The organism is Vannielia sp. SX4 (assembly GCF_052828525.1).
In genome coordinates, this window is the sequence record NZ_CM128247.1 from 1537581 (window position 1) to 1553815 (window position 16235).

The 16235-nt window shown below is 67.2% G+C and carries 20 protein-coding genes; 7 read left to right on the forward strand and 13 right to left on the reverse strand.

Features of this window, described 5'->3' with window-relative positions; all coding sequences use genetic code 11:
- Positions 1-3 precede the first annotated feature (3 nt).
- On the forward strand, positions 4-444 hold the full coding sequence (locus tag ACUXVX_RS07610; RefSeq protein WP_446311058.1) for a hypothetical protein: 441 nt from the start codon (positions 4-6) through the stop codon (positions 442-444).
- 61 nt (positions 445-505) lie between these two features.
- Entirely contained in the window at positions 506-1495 is a 990-nt protein-coding gene (locus ACUXVX_RS07615) for a P1 family peptidase (protein ID WP_446311059.1), read from the forward strand.
- Positions 1496-1529: 34 nt separating this feature from the next.
- On the opposite strand, the gene ACUXVX_RS07620 is transcribed toward ACUXVX_RS07615, so the two are convergent.
- The 3 genes from ACUXVX_RS07620 to ACUXVX_RS07630 form a co-directional block, all read right to left on the reverse strand.
- Positions 1530-2288: a FadR/GntR family transcriptional regulator gene (locus ACUXVX_RS07620; RefSeq protein WP_446311060.1), complete on the reverse strand. Its 759-nt coding sequence runs from the start codon at positions 2286-2288 to the stop codon at positions 1530-1532.
- Positions 2289-2418: 130 nt separating this feature from the next.
- Entirely contained in the window at positions 2419-3054 is a 636-nt protein-coding gene (locus ACUXVX_RS07625; RefSeq protein ID WP_222470148.1) for an OmpA family protein, read from the reverse strand.
- Positions 3055-3285: 231 nt separating this feature from the next.
- Complete coding sequence (locus ACUXVX_RS07630; protein ID WP_446311061.1) at positions 3286-4164, reverse strand: methylated-DNA--[protein]-cysteine S-methyltransferase; 879 nt, start codon at positions 4162-4164, stop codon at positions 3286-3288.
- Positions 4165-4308: 144 nt separating this feature from the next.
- On the opposite strand from ACUXVX_RS07630, the gene nth reads away from it, so the two are divergent.
- Positions 4309-4956 carry an endonuclease III gene (gene nth, locus ACUXVX_RS07635; protein ID WP_446311062.1) on the forward strand — a complete coding sequence of 216 codons (648 nt, stop codon included), beginning with the start codon at positions 4309-4311 and terminating at the stop codon, positions 4954-4956.
- A complete protein-coding gene (locus ACUXVX_RS07640) occupies positions 4953-5948 on the forward strand; it encodes an adenosine kinase (RefSeq protein ID WP_446311063.1) in 996 nt (331 codons plus the stop codon). Before nth ends, ACUXVX_RS07640 begins: the two co-directional genes overlap by 4 nt.
- A gap of 418 nt (positions 5949-6366) precedes the next feature.
- On the opposite strand, the gene ACUXVX_RS07645 is transcribed toward ACUXVX_RS07640, so the two are convergent.
- Entirely contained in the window at positions 6367-7185 is an 819-nt protein-coding gene (locus ACUXVX_RS07645) for a sulfotransferase family protein (RefSeq protein ID WP_222491609.1), read from the reverse strand.
- Between the two features lie 150 nt (positions 7186-7335).
- On the opposite strand from ACUXVX_RS07645, the gene ACUXVX_RS07650 reads away from it, so the two are divergent.
- Both ACUXVX_RS07650 and ACUXVX_RS07655 read left to right on the forward strand, forming a co-directional pair.
- Positions 7336-8913 (forward strand): DUF5928 domain-containing protein, encoded by a 1578-nt coding sequence (locus ACUXVX_RS07650; RefSeq protein WP_446311064.1) that lies wholly within the window; start codon positions 7336-7338, stop codon positions 8911-8913.
- 10 nt (positions 8914-8923) lie between these two features.
- Complete coding sequence (locus ACUXVX_RS07655; protein WP_222470144.1) at positions 8924-9298, forward strand: HIT domain-containing protein; 375 nt, start codon at positions 8924-8926, stop codon at positions 9296-9298.
- Positions 9299-9340: 42 nt separating this feature from the next.
- On the opposite strand, the gene ACUXVX_RS07660 is transcribed toward ACUXVX_RS07655, so the two are convergent.
- Entirely contained in the window at positions 9341-10159 is an 819-nt protein-coding gene (locus ACUXVX_RS07660; protein ID WP_446311065.1) for an ATP-grasp domain-containing protein, read from the reverse strand.
- 69 nt (positions 10160-10228) lie between these two features.
- Here ACUXVX_RS07660 and ACUXVX_RS07665 point away from each other — a divergent pair, with 69 nt between their 5' ends.
- Positions 10229-10411 carry a zinc-finger domain-containing protein gene (locus ACUXVX_RS07665; protein WP_222470142.1) on the forward strand — a complete coding sequence of 61 codons (183 nt, stop codon included), beginning with the start codon at positions 10229-10231 and terminating at the stop codon, positions 10409-10411.
- A gap of 209 nt (positions 10412-10620) precedes the next feature.
- On the opposite strand, the gene ACUXVX_RS07670 is transcribed toward ACUXVX_RS07665, so the two are convergent.
- The 8 genes from ACUXVX_RS07670 to ACUXVX_RS07705 form a co-directional block, all read right to left on the reverse strand.
- Positions 10621-11103, reverse strand: a complete 483-nt coding sequence (locus tag ACUXVX_RS07670; protein WP_446311066.1) for a PaaI family thioesterase — start codon at positions 11101-11103, stop codon at positions 10621-10623.
- Positions 11100-12602: a malonate--CoA ligase gene (locus ACUXVX_RS07675; protein WP_446311067.1), complete on the reverse strand. Its 1503-nt coding sequence runs from the start codon at positions 12600-12602 to the stop codon at positions 11100-11102. Before ACUXVX_RS07675 ends, ACUXVX_RS07670 begins: the two co-directional genes overlap by 4 nt.
- A complete protein-coding gene (gene ureG, locus ACUXVX_RS07680) occupies positions 12599-13228 on the reverse strand; it encodes an urease accessory protein UreG (protein WP_222491622.1) in 630 nt (209 codons plus the stop codon). The genes ACUXVX_RS07675 and ureG overlap by 4 nt, the downstream gene beginning before the upstream one ends.
- Entirely contained in the window at positions 13225-13638 is a 414-nt protein-coding gene (locus ACUXVX_RS07685; RefSeq protein WP_446311068.1) for a DUF3995 domain-containing protein, read from the reverse strand. The genes ureG and ACUXVX_RS07685 overlap by 4 nt, the downstream gene beginning before the upstream one ends.
- A 144-nt stretch (positions 13639-13782) precedes the next feature.
- Positions 13783-14469: an urease accessory protein UreF gene (locus ACUXVX_RS07690; RefSeq protein WP_446311069.1), complete on the reverse strand. Its 687-nt coding sequence runs from the start codon at positions 14467-14469 to the stop codon at positions 13783-13785.
- Positions 14429-14998 carry an urease accessory protein UreE gene (locus ACUXVX_RS07695; RefSeq protein ID WP_446311070.1) on the reverse strand — a complete coding sequence of 190 codons (570 nt, stop codon included), beginning with the start codon at positions 14996-14998 and terminating at the stop codon, positions 14429-14431. Before ACUXVX_RS07695 ends, ACUXVX_RS07690 begins: the two co-directional genes overlap by 41 nt.
- Entirely contained in the window at positions 14995-15594 is a 600-nt protein-coding gene (locus ACUXVX_RS07700) for a hypothetical protein (RefSeq protein WP_446311071.1), read from the reverse strand. The genes ACUXVX_RS07695 and ACUXVX_RS07700 overlap by 4 nt, the downstream gene beginning before the upstream one ends.
- Positions 15591-16190: a hypothetical protein gene (locus tag ACUXVX_RS07705; protein ID WP_446311072.1), complete on the reverse strand. Its 600-nt coding sequence runs from the start codon at positions 16188-16190 to the stop codon at positions 15591-15593. Before ACUXVX_RS07705 ends, ACUXVX_RS07700 begins: the two co-directional genes overlap by 4 nt.
- Between the last annotated feature and the right edge of the window lie 45 nt (positions 16191-16235).

A 16235-nucleotide genomic window follows, 5' to 3' on the forward strand; every position in this document is an offset into this window, starting at 1 on the left:
GCCATGATCGGCCGCCTCATCGCTCGCCTGCTCGGCCTCGCCCCCCGCCCGGAGGCCCGCCGTGCCGCGCCGCTGCCGCCCGAGACACGCCGCGTCCACCTGTTCTCCGGCACCCTCGGCAGCGAGGCGGAGGCAATGGCCTATGTGATGCCGCCGATGGAAGGCCCGGTGGCCGATGCCCCCGCGCCCCTCACCGTGGACCTGCCCGAAGCCTTCCTCGACCCGGCCCATGTCCACATGGGCTACGGCAGCGGGGCCGAGCCGCTGCTGGAGCGTTTCTTTTCCGACGAGATGCTGCTCGATGTGCGCCACATCACCGCCGGGGCCGATACCGTGGTGGTGATCGACGAGGCGGCGATGGGCGGCTTCCCCTTCATGCTGCAGGATACCCCCCGGCTCACCTACCACGGCCCCTTCGAGCTGCCCGCGCCCGCCGCCCGGTGAGCGCCCTTGCGCCACGGCCTCCGATCAGGGACATATTCGCCAAGCAAATGAAGGGGCGGCGATGAAACCGGGACCACGCAATCTGATCACCGATGTCGCCGGGCTGCGGGTCGGCAATGCCACCAACGCGCAGGTGAAATCCGGCGTCACGGCCCTGATCGGCGATGCGCCCTTCACCGCCGCCGTCCACGTCATGGGCGGCGCACCCGGCACCCGCGAAACCGATCTGCTCGCCCCCGACAAACTGGTGCAAAAGGTCGATGCGCTGGTGCTCTCCGGCGGCTCCGCCTTTGGCCTCGATGCCGCCTCCGGCGTGGCCGACGGTCTGCGCGCGCAGGGCCGGGGCTACCAAGTGGGTGAGGCCCGGGTGCCCATCGTCCCCGGCGCGATCCTCTTCGATCTGCTGAACGGCGGCGACAAGGGCTGGAAGGAAAATCCCTACAAGCCGCTGGGCCGCATGGCGCTGGAGGCGGCGGGCACCAGTTTCAAGCTCGGCTCGGTCGGTTGCGGCACCGGGGCGACGACCGCCACGCTGAAAGGCGGGCTCGGCTCGGCGTCTCTCGTGCTGGAGAGCGGCATCACCGTGGGCGCCATCGTCGGCGTCAACGCCGTGGGCTCGGCGGTGGAGGGCAGCGGCCCGCAGTTCTGGGCTGGCGCATGGGAGATGGAGGATGAGTTCGGTGGCCTTGGCGGCCCGAAGATGACCGACGCAGGCTTCGAGCCGAGTCTCGAAAAGCTCGCAGGCGAGGCCACCACCATCGCCATCGTCGCCACCGACGCCGCGCTCGACCCCGCCCAGTGCCAGCGCATGGCGGTCGCCGCGCATGATGGCATGGCCCGCGCGCTGGTGCCCTCGCATACGCCCTTCGACGGCGACCTCGTGTTTGGTGCGGCGACTGGTGCCAAACCGCTGAAAGACCCGGACTGGGACGCGCTGCGCATCGGCCATGCCGCCGCCACCTGCCTCGCCCGCGCCATCGCCCGCGGCGTCTACCACGCCACGCCCGCCAAGGGAGACACCCTGCCGACGTGGCAGGACCGGTTCGCCTAAGCCGGGGCTCGTCCTGACCTGGCCGACCTTTTGCCTAACGCTCCAACCGCTGCCGGGCCACCGCCTCGTGGGCCTCGGCCTTCACCTGCTCGGCAAGGGCCTGCTCGACGAAATCCAGATGCGCTTCCACCGCCGCCCGCGCCGCGCCCGGATCGCGCGCCAGCACAGCGGCGGCAATCTCGCGGTGCTGTGCCAGCAGCCGCTCCCGCGTGGGCTGGTTCCGGAACATGATCTGCCGGTTGTAGAACACGCCCTCGCGCAGCAGCCCGAACATCGCCCGCATCATGTGCAGCAGCACCACGTTATGCGCGGCCTCCAAGATCGCCATGTGAAAGCCCGCGTCCAGCTCCGCCTCCTCCTCCGGGGTGGAGCGACGGCCATGCGCCTTTTCCATCGCGGCAAGCGCGGCGGCGATCACCGCGTGGTCGCCCTCGGTGCCGCGCACGGCGGCCCGCTCGGCGGCTTGCCCCTCAAGGTCGCGACGAAAGCCGATGTAATCGGCCACTGCCTCGCGATGCCCGGCAAAGAGCTTCACCAACGCGGGCGGAAAGACCGAGCGTAGCCCCTCGGCCACGAACACGCCCGCCCCTGCACGGGCCTCCAGCAGCCCCTTTTCCTGCAATGCGCCCAAGGCCTCGCGCAGCGAGGGGCGCGACACGCCCATGCGCTCGGCCAGCTCGCGCTCGGCCGGCAGCCGCTCGCCAGGGCGCAGCACGCCCCGCAGGATCAGCAGCTCGATCTGCTCCACCACCGCCTCACTCAGGCGGGCGGCATTGACAGGCTGGAACGGCATGAAAAAGCCCCCCGGAATTGGTCAAGTGATTTGACCACGTTCCGGGGGGAGGGGGCAAGGTGCCCCCGCCACAGGCAGGGCGGGGGCCTAGACGGAGCGGGGCAGGGACAGGCCCCGATCCGAAAACGGGTTACGTGTTCGGGATGATGATGATCTCGACACGACGGTTGGCGGCGCGGCCGCTCTCGGTCTGGTTGGTGGCCACCGGCTGGCTCTCGCCACGGCCGATTGCCTGCACCCGGCCGGAAGACACGCCCCCGTTGACCAGCACACCGCGCACAGCGAGCGCACGGCGCTCCGAGAGGTCTTGGTTGTAGGCGGCGGCACCGGTGCTGTCGGTATGGCCGACCACCTGCACGGTGGTGTTCGGGTAATCGTTCAGCGAGCGGGCGAGGGTGTAAAGGTCGTCCTGCAGCGTCGAGGTCAGCGCGGTGCTGTCGACGGCAAAGAGGATGTCCTGCGGCATGGTCACGATCAGCCGGTCACCGGTGTTGACCACCTTGATGCGGCCGTCGAGGTTCTGGTCCAGCTCGCGGGCCTGCTTGTCGAGGTTGGCGCCAATCGCACCACCCACGCCAGCGCCCACGGCGGCACCCAGCACGGCGCCGCGGCGGCGGCTTTCTTCGTCGTCGCCAAGTGCCACACCGGCCAGCGCACCCACGGCAGCGCCGGCAAGCGCGCCATTCTGGGTTTTCGGGCCAACGCCTTCGCACCCGGCGAGGAACGTGGCGGCAGCTGCGGAAATAATGAGGGAATTGCGGATCATCTCTGATTGAGTCCTTGTTCTACGTGTTGGTCCCCATGGACGTTGAGGGCTTAACGCTCTCTTGCCCGCTTCGTTCCTTTAAAATGTGACATAGCCAACTGGAATCTGCGTGATCGGGGAGTGATCAGCGGAAAAATGCCTGCATTCGGGGTGCAATGTTTCAGTAGCAGACAAGCCTGTCACAGGGCGTGAAGACCCTGTGTTTCAACGCGGTTTTTGGCCTCACGCGGCTCAGCCCGCCGCCCGCCCCTCGCTGCGCGCGGCCTCCCAAGCCAGCATCGCCCGCTTCACCGGCAGCCCCCAATGGTAGCCGCCCAGCCCGCCCGATTTGCGCATCGCCCGGTGACAGGGGATCAAAAAGCTCACCGGATTGCGCCCCACCGCCGTGCCCACCGCCCGCACCGCCTTGGGCGCGCCGATGGCCTTGGCGATCTCGGAATAGGTGGTCACATGGCCCGAGGGCACCTGCATCAGCGCCTCCCAGACCTTGATCTGGAACGGCGCGCCAATGAGAAACAGCGGCGTCTCTTCCACGCCCCCCTCCGCGCCGAAGGCACTCAGCACCCAAGGGCGCAGTGCCATCGGGTCTTCGACGAAGTCCGCCTCCGGCCAGCGGCTGCGCAGGTCGTCCATCGCCGCCTCCGGCCCCATCTCGGCGGCCAGCGCAATGCCGCACAGGCCCTTCTCGGTGCCCATCACCAGCGCCGGGCCAAACGGGCTTTCGAACCAGCCCCACCTTATCTCCAGCCCCGCGCCACCCTTGGCATAATCGCCCGGGCTCATCGCCTCCCACCTCAGAAACAGGTCATGCAACCGCCCCGAACCGGAGAGGCCCACCGAGTCCGCGGCCTCCAGCGTGGTGAACCGCTCGCGCAGCAGCGCCTTGGCGTGGCCCAGCGTCAGATATTGCTGATACCGCTTCGGGCTGACCCCGACCCACTGGCTGAACATCCTCTGAAAATGGGCGGTGCTCATCCGCATCTCGCCCGCCAGCGCGTCGAGCGTCAGGTTGCCCTCCGCCCCGTCGATTACATCGAGCGCGCGGCGCATCACCTGGTAATGGTAGCTGTCTTCCATCTGTCTCACGGTCGTTCTGACGGGGGCGTTCATCGGCGTGTCTCCTTCGAGGATAGAGATAGAAGCCGCCGACGCACAGAGCGACCCGGAAGATGCGCTTTGACGGCGCGGGCCGCGAACCCGCAGGGCGCACCGTTGCGCTTGCCCAATCCGCCCCCGCAGGGCAAAACAGCCCCCATGCCCGCGCCCAAGATGACATACCACCAGATCTCCGAATGCTTCGCCCGCTTCCGCGAGGCCGAGGCCGAGCCCAAGGGCGAGCTGGAGCATGTCAACGCCTACACCCTCGTCGTCGCCGTTGCCCTCTCGGCCCAGGCCACCGACGCAGGCGTAAACAAGGCCACCCGCGCCCTCTTCGCAGTCGCCGACACGCCGCAAAAGATGCTCGACCTCGGGCTCGAAGGGCTCACCGAGCATATCAAGACAATCGGCCTCTTCCGCCAGAAGGCGAAGAACGTGATGAAGCTGAGCCAGATCCTCGTCGACGACTACCACGGCGTCGTGCCGTCCTCCCGCGAGGCCCTCACCTCACTCCCCGGCGTGGGCCGCAAAACCGCAAACGTGGTGCTGAACATGTGGTTCAAACACCCCGCGCAGGCGGTCGACACCCATATCTTCCGCGTCGGCAACCGCTCCGGCATCGCGCCGGGCAAGGATGTCGACGCCGTCGAGCGCGCGATTGAAGACCGTATCCCCGCCGAATACCAGCAGCACGCCCACCACTGGCTCATCCTGCATGGCCGCTACACCTGCAAAGCCCGCAAGCCGATGTGCCCCAACTGCATCATCCGCGACATCTGCCTTTACGAGGAGAAGACCCTGTGACCACCCAGTATGACGTTGTCGGCATCGGCAATGCGATCGTCGATGTGATCTCCCATGGCGATGACAGCTTCCTCGACAACATGGGCATCGAGAAGGGCATCATGCAGCTCGTCGAGCGCAAGCGGGCCGAGGTGCTCTACGCGGCGATGACCGACCGGGTGCAAACGCCGGGCGGCTCCGTGGCCAACACGCTGGCTGGCCTCGGCACGCTGGGTCTGGCCACAGCCTTCGTCGGCCGGGTAAAGGACGACGCGCTGGGCCGGTTCTACGCCGAGAAGATGGAGCTCGAAGGCACTACCTTCCCCAACCCGCCGGTCGAGGACGCGAGCCAGCCGCCGACCTCCCGCTCGATGATCTTCGTCTCCCCCGATGGCGAGCGCTCGATGAACACCTACCTCGGCTGCGGCGCCGAGTTCGGCGAGGACGACGTGGATGTGTCGGTGATGGAGAACACCCGCTACCTCTTCCTCGAGGGCTACCTTTTCGACAAGGACAAGGGCAAACGCGCCTTCATGGCCGCCGCCAACGCCTGCCACCATGCGGGCGGCAAGGCGGGCATCACCCTCTCCGACCCGTTCTGCGTCGACCGCCACCGCGACAGCTTCCGCGAGCTGATCGAGAACGACATGGATTTCACCATCGGCAACGAGGCCGAATGGAAATCGCTCTACCAGACCGACAGCCTTGAAACCGCGCTTGATGAGGCCGCCGCGATCTGCCCCGTGGTGGTCTGCACCCGCTCCGGCGACGCAGTGATCCTGATCCGCGACGGCGAGCGGGTGGAGGTGCCGGTCGACCGCGTCACGCCGGTGGATGCGACCGGAGCAGGGGACCAGTTCGCGGCCGGCTTCCTCTACGGCCTCGCCACCAATCAGACGCTTGAGATGTCCGGCCGCATGGGCGTGACCGCGGCAGCCGAGGTCATCCGCCACATCGGCCCCCGCCCCAAACGCCCGCTGCGCGAGGTCTTCCACGAGGCCGGGCTGCTCTGATCGCCGGGCGTGCTCCGAAAGAGATTGAGGGCCTCCGGCGGGGATATTGTCCGGACCAATGAGGAGCAGGACGCTGCGCCCTTTGAGGCGCTCATCCTTCCGAAGCGACTCTGTGCCCTCAAACTTGCCCCGCCTCGGACCCGCCCGGTCAGCGATCAAAGGAAGCGGGTGCCACATGGCGCGGCACCCGCCCCTGACGGAGCTATGCTCTCATCGGTCCACGGTCATCGCCGTCCCCGGCTGTACCGTACCGTCACCCTGCCACCCCTTGGTTAACAAAGCCTTACATGCTCCTCACTGGTCCTGAGAAAATCCTCGGGGGGTTCAAGGGGGGCAGACAGCCCCCCTTGCTCTAAAAACTCGGGTCCAAGGGGGGCAGACAGCCCCCCTTGCCTCTTTGGCTGCCCCGACGCCCGGCTCAATCCCCGAGCTTCGCATGCACCTCTTCAAGGTCGATCTCGCCCACCGGCATCTTGTTCGACGGGTCTTCGAAATCGTATTTGAACAGGTGGAAATCGCGCTTGTAGATCTCGTAGACCAGATGCATCGACAGGTCGTCGAAGTAGTCCTCCACCGGATGCGCCCGCTTCGGCCCGTGGCCCTCGCTCTCGTTGAAGCGGGGGATATCATCCAGCTTCACCTCATGCGGCACGTCGATCGCGTCCAGCACCGATTGCATCCCCTCGTTGAACTTCTCGGTCCAGAAGATGTTATCGTAGCTGCCGCCGTTCACGATGAAGGTGCTGATGTGCCCGCTCATCGCGCTCCAGTGAATGTCGGGGTCCATCGGGCGGCGCCAGCGGATGGTATCGCGGGCAAAGAGCAGAAAGCGGCGGAAGCTCTTGATCTGGTCGAACTCGAAGCCGCTCTCCGGGTCGCCCACCTCGATCCCGTATTTCTGGATCAGCATCGGCACCAGCTTGCCCCGGTAGCGCTTTCCGTTGCGCTGGATGCCGCAAATCTTGTCGAAAAAGCTCGAGAGAATCCGCGTGTAGGGATTGCGCACGCAGGTGAAGGCATAGCTCTGATGCGCCGTCACATTGGCCTCGATCAGCGGCTGGCTCTCGTCCTGTGCCCATTTGTGCAGGCCAGCCGTGCTGTCATGAATGTCGCCGTCAAAGAACTTGCCGTGATCGGAGTAGAACATGATCTGCCCGATGGTCGAGCAGGCGCATTTCGGCACCACCCGATACACCACGCTTTCACTCTCGGTCATCCACGTGCCGGGAAAGCCCATAATTTACTGCCTCCGAAAACCCATATGGCCGCGAGTTGTCCTCCCGGCATCATTGGAGCGGAAAAATACAAGGAAACCCTGTCTTTTCAACGGTTGGTTACGATACTAACCGTAAACAACCACCCAACAAACGGGCAGAGTGTTTACGTAGTGGCCAGAATTGCCTTCATCCTCCTGTGTCACAAGGACCCGGACGCCATCATCGCCCAGGCCGAGAGCCTGACGGCGGTCGGTGATTATATCGCGATTCACTTCGATGCACGGGCCAAGGTCGAGCATTTCAGCCGTATCCGCGAGGCGCTGAAAGATAACCCAAATGTCGTCTTCGCCCGCAAGCGGATCAAATGCGGCTGGGGCGAGTGGAGCCTCGTGCAGGCCACGCTCAACGCCGTCGAGTCGGCGGTAGAGGCCTTTCCGCGTGCCACCCACTTCTACATGCTCTCCGGCGATTGCCAGGCGATCAAATCGGCCGAATACGCCCATGAGTTCCTCGACCGCGACGATTGCGACTACATCGAGAGCTTCGATTACTTCAATTCCGACTGGATCAAGACCGGGATGAAGGAAGAGCGGCTGATCTACCGCCACTTCCTCAACGAGCGAAAGAACAAATGGCTCTTCTACAAGAGCCTCGAGGTGCAGCGCGCCCTTGGCCTCACCCGCAACGTGCCGGGCGATCTGCAGATGATGATCGGCTCGCAATGGTGGTGCCTGCGCCGCCGCACGGTCGAATGGGTGCTCGATTTCACCCGGACCCGGCGCGACGTGATGCGTTTCTTCCGCACCACCTGGATCCCCGATGAGACCTTCTTCCAGACCATCGTGCGCCACCTCGTCCCCGAGAACGAGATCCGTTGCCGCACCCTGACCTTCCTGATGTTCACCGACTACGGCATGCCGGTGACCTTCTACAACGACCACTACGACCTGCTGCTCAGCCAGGATTTCCTCTTCGCCCGCAAGATCAGCCCCGAGGCCGCCGAGCTGAAAAAGCGCCTCGGCATGCTCTACGCCGCCGAGGGCCGACAGTTTCAGATCTCCAACGAGGGTCGGCGGCTTTTCCACTTCCTCACCGGGCGCGGCCGCATCGGCCGCCGCTTCGCGCCCCGCTTCTGGGAGACCGAGGCCAGCCTTGGCCGGGGCCGCGAGCTGATGATCGTCATCTGCAAAAAGTGGCACGTCGCCAAACGCCTTTGCGAGCGCATCCGGGCGACCACCAACATCCCGGTGATCGAATACCTCTTCAACGAGGAGGAGGCCGATCTGCCCGATCTCGGCGGCATCCAGACCACGCTCGAAAAGCGCACGCGCCATCGCCGGGCGCTCATGCGGATGCTGTTCGATTACCATGACACCGACCGTCTGGTGATTTGCCTCGACCCATCCAACATCGACCTGATGCAGGATTTTCACGCCGACAAGTCGGCCACCAAGCTGCTCGATCTCGAATGCGAGTTCACCGACGAGTATCTGCTCGGCCACGCCCGCCGGGTCGGCCTTGCCGGGGATCAGACCCCGCAAGACACGCTGGAGCGCCTGCTGCCAACCATCCGCTACGACATCACCTTCGAGAAGGAGCGCATCCGCGACGCGGGCTTCGAACATCTCGACCGCATCCGCGAGGGTGCGAGCGTCGATGAGAACGTGCCGCCGCTCGCCCGCTTTCTCGACATTCCGATCGACGCGGCGTGGGAGATCGCCTCCACGCCCCATCTGTTTACCGACTGAGGAGGCCCCAATGGGCTACAGCTACGACCCCGAGAACATCTTCGCCAAGATCCTGCGCGGCGAAATCCCCAACCAGACCGTGCTGGAAACCGAGCACACCCTCGCGTTTCGTGACATCCAGCCGCAGGCCCCGGTGCATGTGCTGGTCATCCCCAAGGGGCCCTACGTGAGCTACGACCACTTCGCGCAGGAGGCCTCCGAGGCCGAGATCGTCGACTTCACCCGCGCCGTCGGCAAGGTCTGCGAGATGGAAGGCGTCGAGGCCCACGGGCCGGGCTGCCGCTTCATCTCCAACGCAGGCAATCATGGCGTGCAGGAGGTGCCGCATCTCCACGTCCACGTTCTGGGTGGCCGCCCGCTGGGCCGGATGCTGAACCCCGCATGACACAGGGCGGGGTGGGCAATCTGCCCACCAACCGCCCTTGCCCTAACGCCCCAACACCTCGAGCGCCGCGCCAATCACATCCCGCGCCGCGCCCCATTGCTCCGGCCCCGAGCGCGCATAGGCATCCAGCCCCGGCGCAGCGTTGACCTCCAGCACGACCGGCCCCTCGGCCCCGACGATCACATCCACCCCGGCCCACCGCAGCCCCAGCGCCTCCGCCGCCCGCACCGCCAGCGCCTCGGCCTCCGCGCCCGGCCCGCCCGCGCGCAGCGCGGCCCCGGCCGAAAGATTGCCCGGCCCGTCTCCCTTGGCCACCCGCTCGTAGGCCAGCACCGCGCGGCCCTCCAGCACCATCACCCGAAACTCCCGGCCCGCCACGTGATCCTGCAGGATCACGTGGCGCCCGGCTTCCCTCAGTGGCGCAGTTGCCGACTCCAGCGCGGCCAGGTCGGTGACTCGCTGCACGCCCTCGCCGCCATGTCCGGCATTCGGCTTCACCCAGAGAGGCACGCCGCATTCCTCCCGCGCCCAGGCCAGCCCCGGCGCGGCATCGCGGCCCGCCAGCATCACCACGTGCTCCGGCACTGGCACGCCCGCATAACCCAGCACCTTCGCCGCATAATCCTTGTCGCCCGCTAGCCGCGCCGCCGCATCTCCATTCAGCCCCAGCGCCGCGCCATGCACCGCATGTGCCCGCCCGCCCGCGTCGATGAAAAACCCGAACCGCCCAAGCTGCGGCTCCGCGACCACCCGGCCCCCCAGCGCCTCCGCCACCTCCGCCATCAGCCGCAGAAACGGCCGCATCCCCTCATGCGGCGCCACCATCCACCGCGCATGCTCCACGCCGCTGCCCACTTGCACGGCCTCCCCATCCTGCTATTTTCGCCCGCAATTCTGACCCGCCCCAGCGCCCCCCGCAAGGAGACAGCCATGTCGATCGCCCCGCCCGAAACCGAAGTGGTCTCCGCCTGGCGTGTCTCCTGTGACGGCGGCGAGGGCGCTCTCGGCCACCCGCGCGTCTGGCTCTCCCTGAGCCACGAGACGGGCGAGGTCGAGTGCGGCTATTGCGACAAGAAGTTCATCCACGAGAGCTTCGCCGCAAAGGCTGGCTGACCGCGCCTTCCTTCAAACTCTGAAACCCCGTTCGCACATGGCACCCTGCACGGCATCAAGCCGAAGGCGCCGTGCAGCACCGACCCGCCCCCCGGGGCGGCGCTTCGGTGAAGTCAGCGCCGACTTCAATCGTCAAGCTACCACGGCACGATAAACTCCCACGTACCGCCGTTTCGAGCGCCACCCCGCGGGTCGGCGCTGCACGGCGCTCACCGCGTCATGATAATGCAGGTCGTGGACCCGGTCGCATAAACCCGCCCGTCCTCGGCTCCCACGATCTCGCCCCGCGCCACCCCGGTCGAGCGGCCCGCATGCTGCACCTCGCCAATCGCCAGCACCTCCAGCCCCACCGGGATCGGGCGGGTGATGTTCACCTTGTACTCCAAGGTGGTGTACCAGCTGCCCTGTGGCACCTTGGTCATCACAGCGCAGGCCATGCAGCTGTCCAGCAGGGTGCCATACCAGCCGCCGTGGGTGCCGCCCATCGGGTTGGCATGGGCAAACTTTGGCGCGCCCCGGAACACCACGCGCCCCTCCTCGACCTCGTCGAGCCAGTAATCCATCACCCCCGAGATCGGCGGCCCCGCGATCTCGCCGCTCAATATCCCCTGCATGAACGCCAGCCCCGACATCGAGAGCAACTCGTCAAAACTCGCCAGCTCCTCCGGCCCCGCTGCAATTTTCCGCGTCATGCGAACACCTCCCTGTAACGCTCCCTCAGCGCCGCCTTCTGCACCTTGCCCATCGTGTTGCGCGGCAGCGCCTCGACCAGATCGAAGTGCCTTGGATGCTTGAACCGCGCCAGCTTCTCTCCCAGCGCCTCCTGCACCGCGCCAAGGTCCACCTCCGCGCCCGGTTCCGCCACGATCACCGCCACCGGACTCTCGCCAAAATCGCCATGCGGCGCACCCACCACCGCGCTCTCCAGCACGCCGGGGCAGGTGTCGATCACAGCCTCCACCTCCTTGGGGTAGATGTTGTAACCGCCGGAAATGATGAGGTCTTTGCCGCGCCCGACGATGCTCACATAGCCCCGCGCGTCGATCACCCCCATATCCCCGGTGATGAACCAGCCATCGGGTCGCAACTCGGCCGCCGTCTTTTCCGGCATCTGCCAGTAGCCGCCAAACACGTTCTCCCCGCGCACCTCGATCATCCCCACCTCGCCATCGGGCAGGGCGCGGCCTTCGCCGTCACATACCTTCAGCTCCACCCCCGGCAGCGGCAGCCCCACGGTGCCCGCCACCCGCTCGCCCTCATATGGGTTCGAGGTGAGCATGTTCGTCTCGGTCATCCCGTAGCGCTCCAGGATTCGCTGGCCGGTGCGCGCCTCGAACTGCCTGTGCGTCTCCTCCAGCATCGGCGCGGAGCCAGAGATGAAGAGCCGCATATGCCCGGCCACCTCGCGGTCAAACCGCGCCTCATCGAGCAGCCGGGTATAAAACGTCGGCACCCCCATCATGCTCGTCGCCTTCGGTAGCGCCTCCAGCACCGTCTCCACCTCGAACTTCGGCAGCCAGATCATCCGGGCGCCCGCCAAAAGCGCCACGTTGGTCGCCACGAAGAGCCCGTGGGTATGGAAGATCGGCAGCGCGTGCAGCAGCACGTCCTCGCCGGTGAACTGCCAGTAATCCACCAGCACCCGCGCATTGCTCAAAAGGTTCCGGTGGCTGATCATCGCTCCCTTGGAGCGCCCGGTCGTGCCGCTGGTGTAGAGAAACGCCGCCAGATCGTCCGGTCCCCGCTCCACAGGTGCAAACTCCGGCCCGCAGCCCTCCGCAATCTCCGCAAAGCTCCCCGTGCCTCCCGGCCCGAGGCTCTCCACCCGCGCGATGCGCTCCAGCGCGGCCAGCGCCTCCCGGTCACCCGGATCGCACAGGAATAACCGCGCCCCCGAGTTCTCGACAAAGTATTCCAGCTCCGCCGCCGGATACCCGGTGTTCAGCGGCAGAAACACGAGGCCCGAAGCAATGCAGCCGCCGATCAGCGCCAGCATCTCCGGGCTCTTCTCCAGCCGCATCGCCACGCGGTCGCCCGGCTCCAGCCCAAGGCTCACCAGCGCGTTGGCATGGCGCCCGACGGCCTCGGCAAACTCGGCATACCCCAGCAAAACGGACCCGTCCGGCTGCAGCAAAAAGCCTCCCTCACGCCCCGCACAAGGGGCGATCAGCGCGTCATACAGCACGTTCATCCGGCGGTGACCTCGCCCAGCCCGCTCAGCGCCCGGATCTCGGCCACCACGGCCTCCAGCCCTTCGCCATGCCGCATCGCACAAAAGAAAAACGGCCGCCCCGCGCGCATCCGCGTCGCATCCCGCTCCATCACCTCCAGCGAGGCACCCACATGCGGCGCTAGGTCGGTCTTGTTGATCACCAGAATGTCCGACTTGGTGATCGCCGGCCCGCCCTTGCGCGGAATCTCCTCGCCCGCGGCCACGTCGATCACGTAGATCGTCAGGTCCGCCAGCTCCGGCGAGAAGGTGGCCGACAAGTTGTCGCCCCCGCTCTCGATCAGCACAACTTCCACGTCCGGATGGCGCTGGACCATCTCCGAGACGGCAGCAAGGTTGATCGAGGCATCTTCGCGGATCGCGGTATGCGGGCAGCCCCCGGTCTCCACCCCGATGATCCGGTCGGCGGGCAGGATCTGCGCCCGCACCAGCGCGTCCGCATCCTCGCGGGTGTAGATGTCATTGGTGATCACCCCGACCGAATGGTTCGGGCTCAAAGCCTTCGCCAGCGCCCCCGTCAGCGTGGTCTTGCCCGCGCCCACAGGCCCCCCGATCCCGATCCGCAAAGGCCCGTTCAACCGCGTCATGTCAAAGCTCCATATGTCAGAATGAGAAAGCCCGCGCCGAGCGCGAGGCAAAGCGGGCCATAGGCCCTCCGGTCCAGCGTGGCAAAGGGCTGCTCCGGCACGATCTGCCGCCACGCGGGCAAGTAGCTCGCCGCGCCCCGGCCCAGAAACACCAACGTCATCACCGCCAGCCCCGCCGTCTTAAGCCCGCTTGGCCCGAACCACGGCCATGCGGCGGCAAAGAGCAGCGCCACCACCACCAGCGCAGAGGGCACCGCCCCCGGCATCCGCTCGATCCCCCGCGCGCCCACAACCGCCCGCGCCAAGGCCCGCTCCTCGGCGAGCGGAAACCACCACCCCAGCGCCCAGAGCAGGTGCAGCGCGGCCAGCACGATCAGCACGGCGGAGAGAACAAGCGAAAGCCCAATCATCGACCCATCCATCCCACGCCCCCCCGGCACGCGCAAGATCGCGCCAGCGCCGCACCCACTGCATTTTCTTGCTGCAAATACTCCATCCCGCAGGTGCCGCCCGCGCCTCCGTTCGATGCTGGCAGGTCAGCCTGCCGCGCGCCCTCAGCTCCGGAACACCCGGGAATACAGCGCTTCATGCCGCATCGCCGCCACGTCCCCGGCAAAGCTCGCTGTCCCCAGCCCGTCCAGCCCGCCTGCAATCGCCTCCCGCGCCACCGCCGCGCAGCGCTCGGTCAGCCGCGCCAGCATCGCCTGCGCCTCGGTCTGGCCCAGCGGCACCGCGCGGGTCGCCACCGCCACGAGGTTGCCGATTACGGCCTGCAAATACATCGTGGCGGTCAGTTCCAGCGGCAGCCCATGCAGCCCCGCCGCGCGGCCCACGGCCACCGGGTAGGCCATCGCCTCCACCGCGCGCTCCGGCCAGAGCGCGGTGACCGTCCGGGCAAAGGCCGTCCCCTGTTCCACCGTTTCCGCCAGCCGTTCCGCCGAGGGGGCCAGCGCGCGGGCCAACGCATCGACCTCCGCCAGCGCCTCGCCCTCCGCGCCATGGGCCGCTGCCAGCAGGGCCGCATCGGCCCGGCCCGCGCCGTCTTCCAGCACGCCCTCCAGCCAGTCCTCCACCGTCTCCCGCGTCACCCGGCCCTCAACCAGCGCCGCCTCCAGCCCGTGCGACCATGCGAAGGCCCCGACCGGAAAACCGGGAGAGAACCATTGTGCCAACCGCAGCACCGCCTCGGTGGCGGTGGCCTCAGTGGTCATGCGTGTGCCCATAGCCATGATCGTGTCCATGCCCGTGCTCATGGCTGTGCCCGTGGTCCTGCCCATGAGAGTGCCCGTGCCCATGCCCCTCCGGCCCATGTTGCGCCCCGTGGTCATGGCCGTGGGTCCGCCCCTCGCCATAGGCGCCGCCCTCCGGCGTGAAAGGCTCCTCGATCTCCGCCAACTGCGCGCCCAGCCGGGCCAGCATATCGGCCATCACGTGATCACGCTGGATCAGCAGCCGCGTCTCCTCAACCTGGCAGGGGGTGTGCCGGTTGCCGATGTGCCACGCCAGCCGCACCAGGCCCACGCCCCGCACCTCCAGCAGCGGCTCCACCGCCGCCTCCACCGCCAGCAGCCCGCCGCCCGAGAGCACCAGCGCATCGCCAGCATCCAGCGAGGTCGTCCGGGCCAGATCCACCAGCACCCGCGCGCCGCTCTCCGTCACCAGCACCTTGCGCCGCAGGAACCGCGCGTCATAGCTCAGCCGCACCCGGTCTCCCGCACCCTCGGCCCCGCCGCGCCGCACCTCCTGTGCCGTCTCCATCTGCTCGCTCATTCCACCGCCTCTATCTTCACGTAATCATACCGGTCCACCCGGGCGTCCTCATGCCAAGCCAGCGCGTAGCTGAAGCCGAGCGCGGGGATGTAATTGCGCTCTTCCCGCGCCACCAATTCCCCGTCTTCGTAGATCCGCTGCTCCACCGGCAGCACCTCCAGCGCGCAATCGCCGATGGTGGCCTCGCCCGGCGCGCCAAAGCGGATGCCGAGCATCTCCGCCACCGGCTCGCCGCCATAGGTCGCCACGATCCGCAGCCCCCAGCCATGGCCCGGTGCAGGCTCCGGCGTGCCTTCGGGCCGGGTCGGAAAGGCAAAGGTCGCGCGGCTGCTTGGCACCAGCGCGCCGCCCTCCATCTCGATCGACTCCAGCAGGTAGACCCCGCGCGCGTAGGAGAACCGCGTCTGCTCGGCCCCGCCCACCGTGAGCACGCTCTCGACCGTCGCAGCACCAGTGCGGCGAAACACTTCGCTGTCGCCATTCGCCAGCTCCAGCCGCACGCCGCCTTCCATGTCTGCCGCCACCGGGCAGGCCGCACCCGCTGCATCCGCCAGCACGCCCACCGCGCAAAGCGCCGCCGCGCCCCGGCCGCTCATCGCACCGCCTCCACGCTGACGTAGGTATAAACCTCCTCGATCTCGCCATCGGCATAGACCGCGAGGTAGGAGTGCCCGAACTCCGGCAGGTAATGCAGCACCTCCCGGCTCACCTCCTCGCCCGCCGCGAGCTGGCGGGTGGTGATCGGGATCAGCTCGTAGGAACAGCTTCCATAGGTCCATGTGACCGGCTCGCCAAAGCTGTAGGTCCAGGTCTGCTCTTTGGTCTCCGAGCCGGTCACCGTCACCTGGGCGGCAACCTCCAGCCCCGGTGCCGGGGCGGGCAGGGGGGAGATGTCATAGCTGTAGCGGTCCGGCACCCCCTCGGGCACGCCGTTCACGAGGTTGGCGATCTCGGTCACATAGACCCCATGCGCCAGCCGCACCACGTTCAGGTAGCCGTCGCTGCCGTAGGTCGAAACCACCTCGCCCGGGGCCGCGCCGCGTTTGATGACCTCGATATTCCCCGTCGCCTCGGAAAACCGCACGCCCTTCTCCATATCGGCGCCCACCGGGCAATCGGCGGCAAGGGCAGGGCTGGCGGCCAGCGCGGCAAGCACCGCGGCGGCGCGCGTGTGGGGCAGGGTGAGGGGCAAGGTCTTGTCTCCCGGCAGGCTGTGCTGCGAGCCTAGCGGGATTTG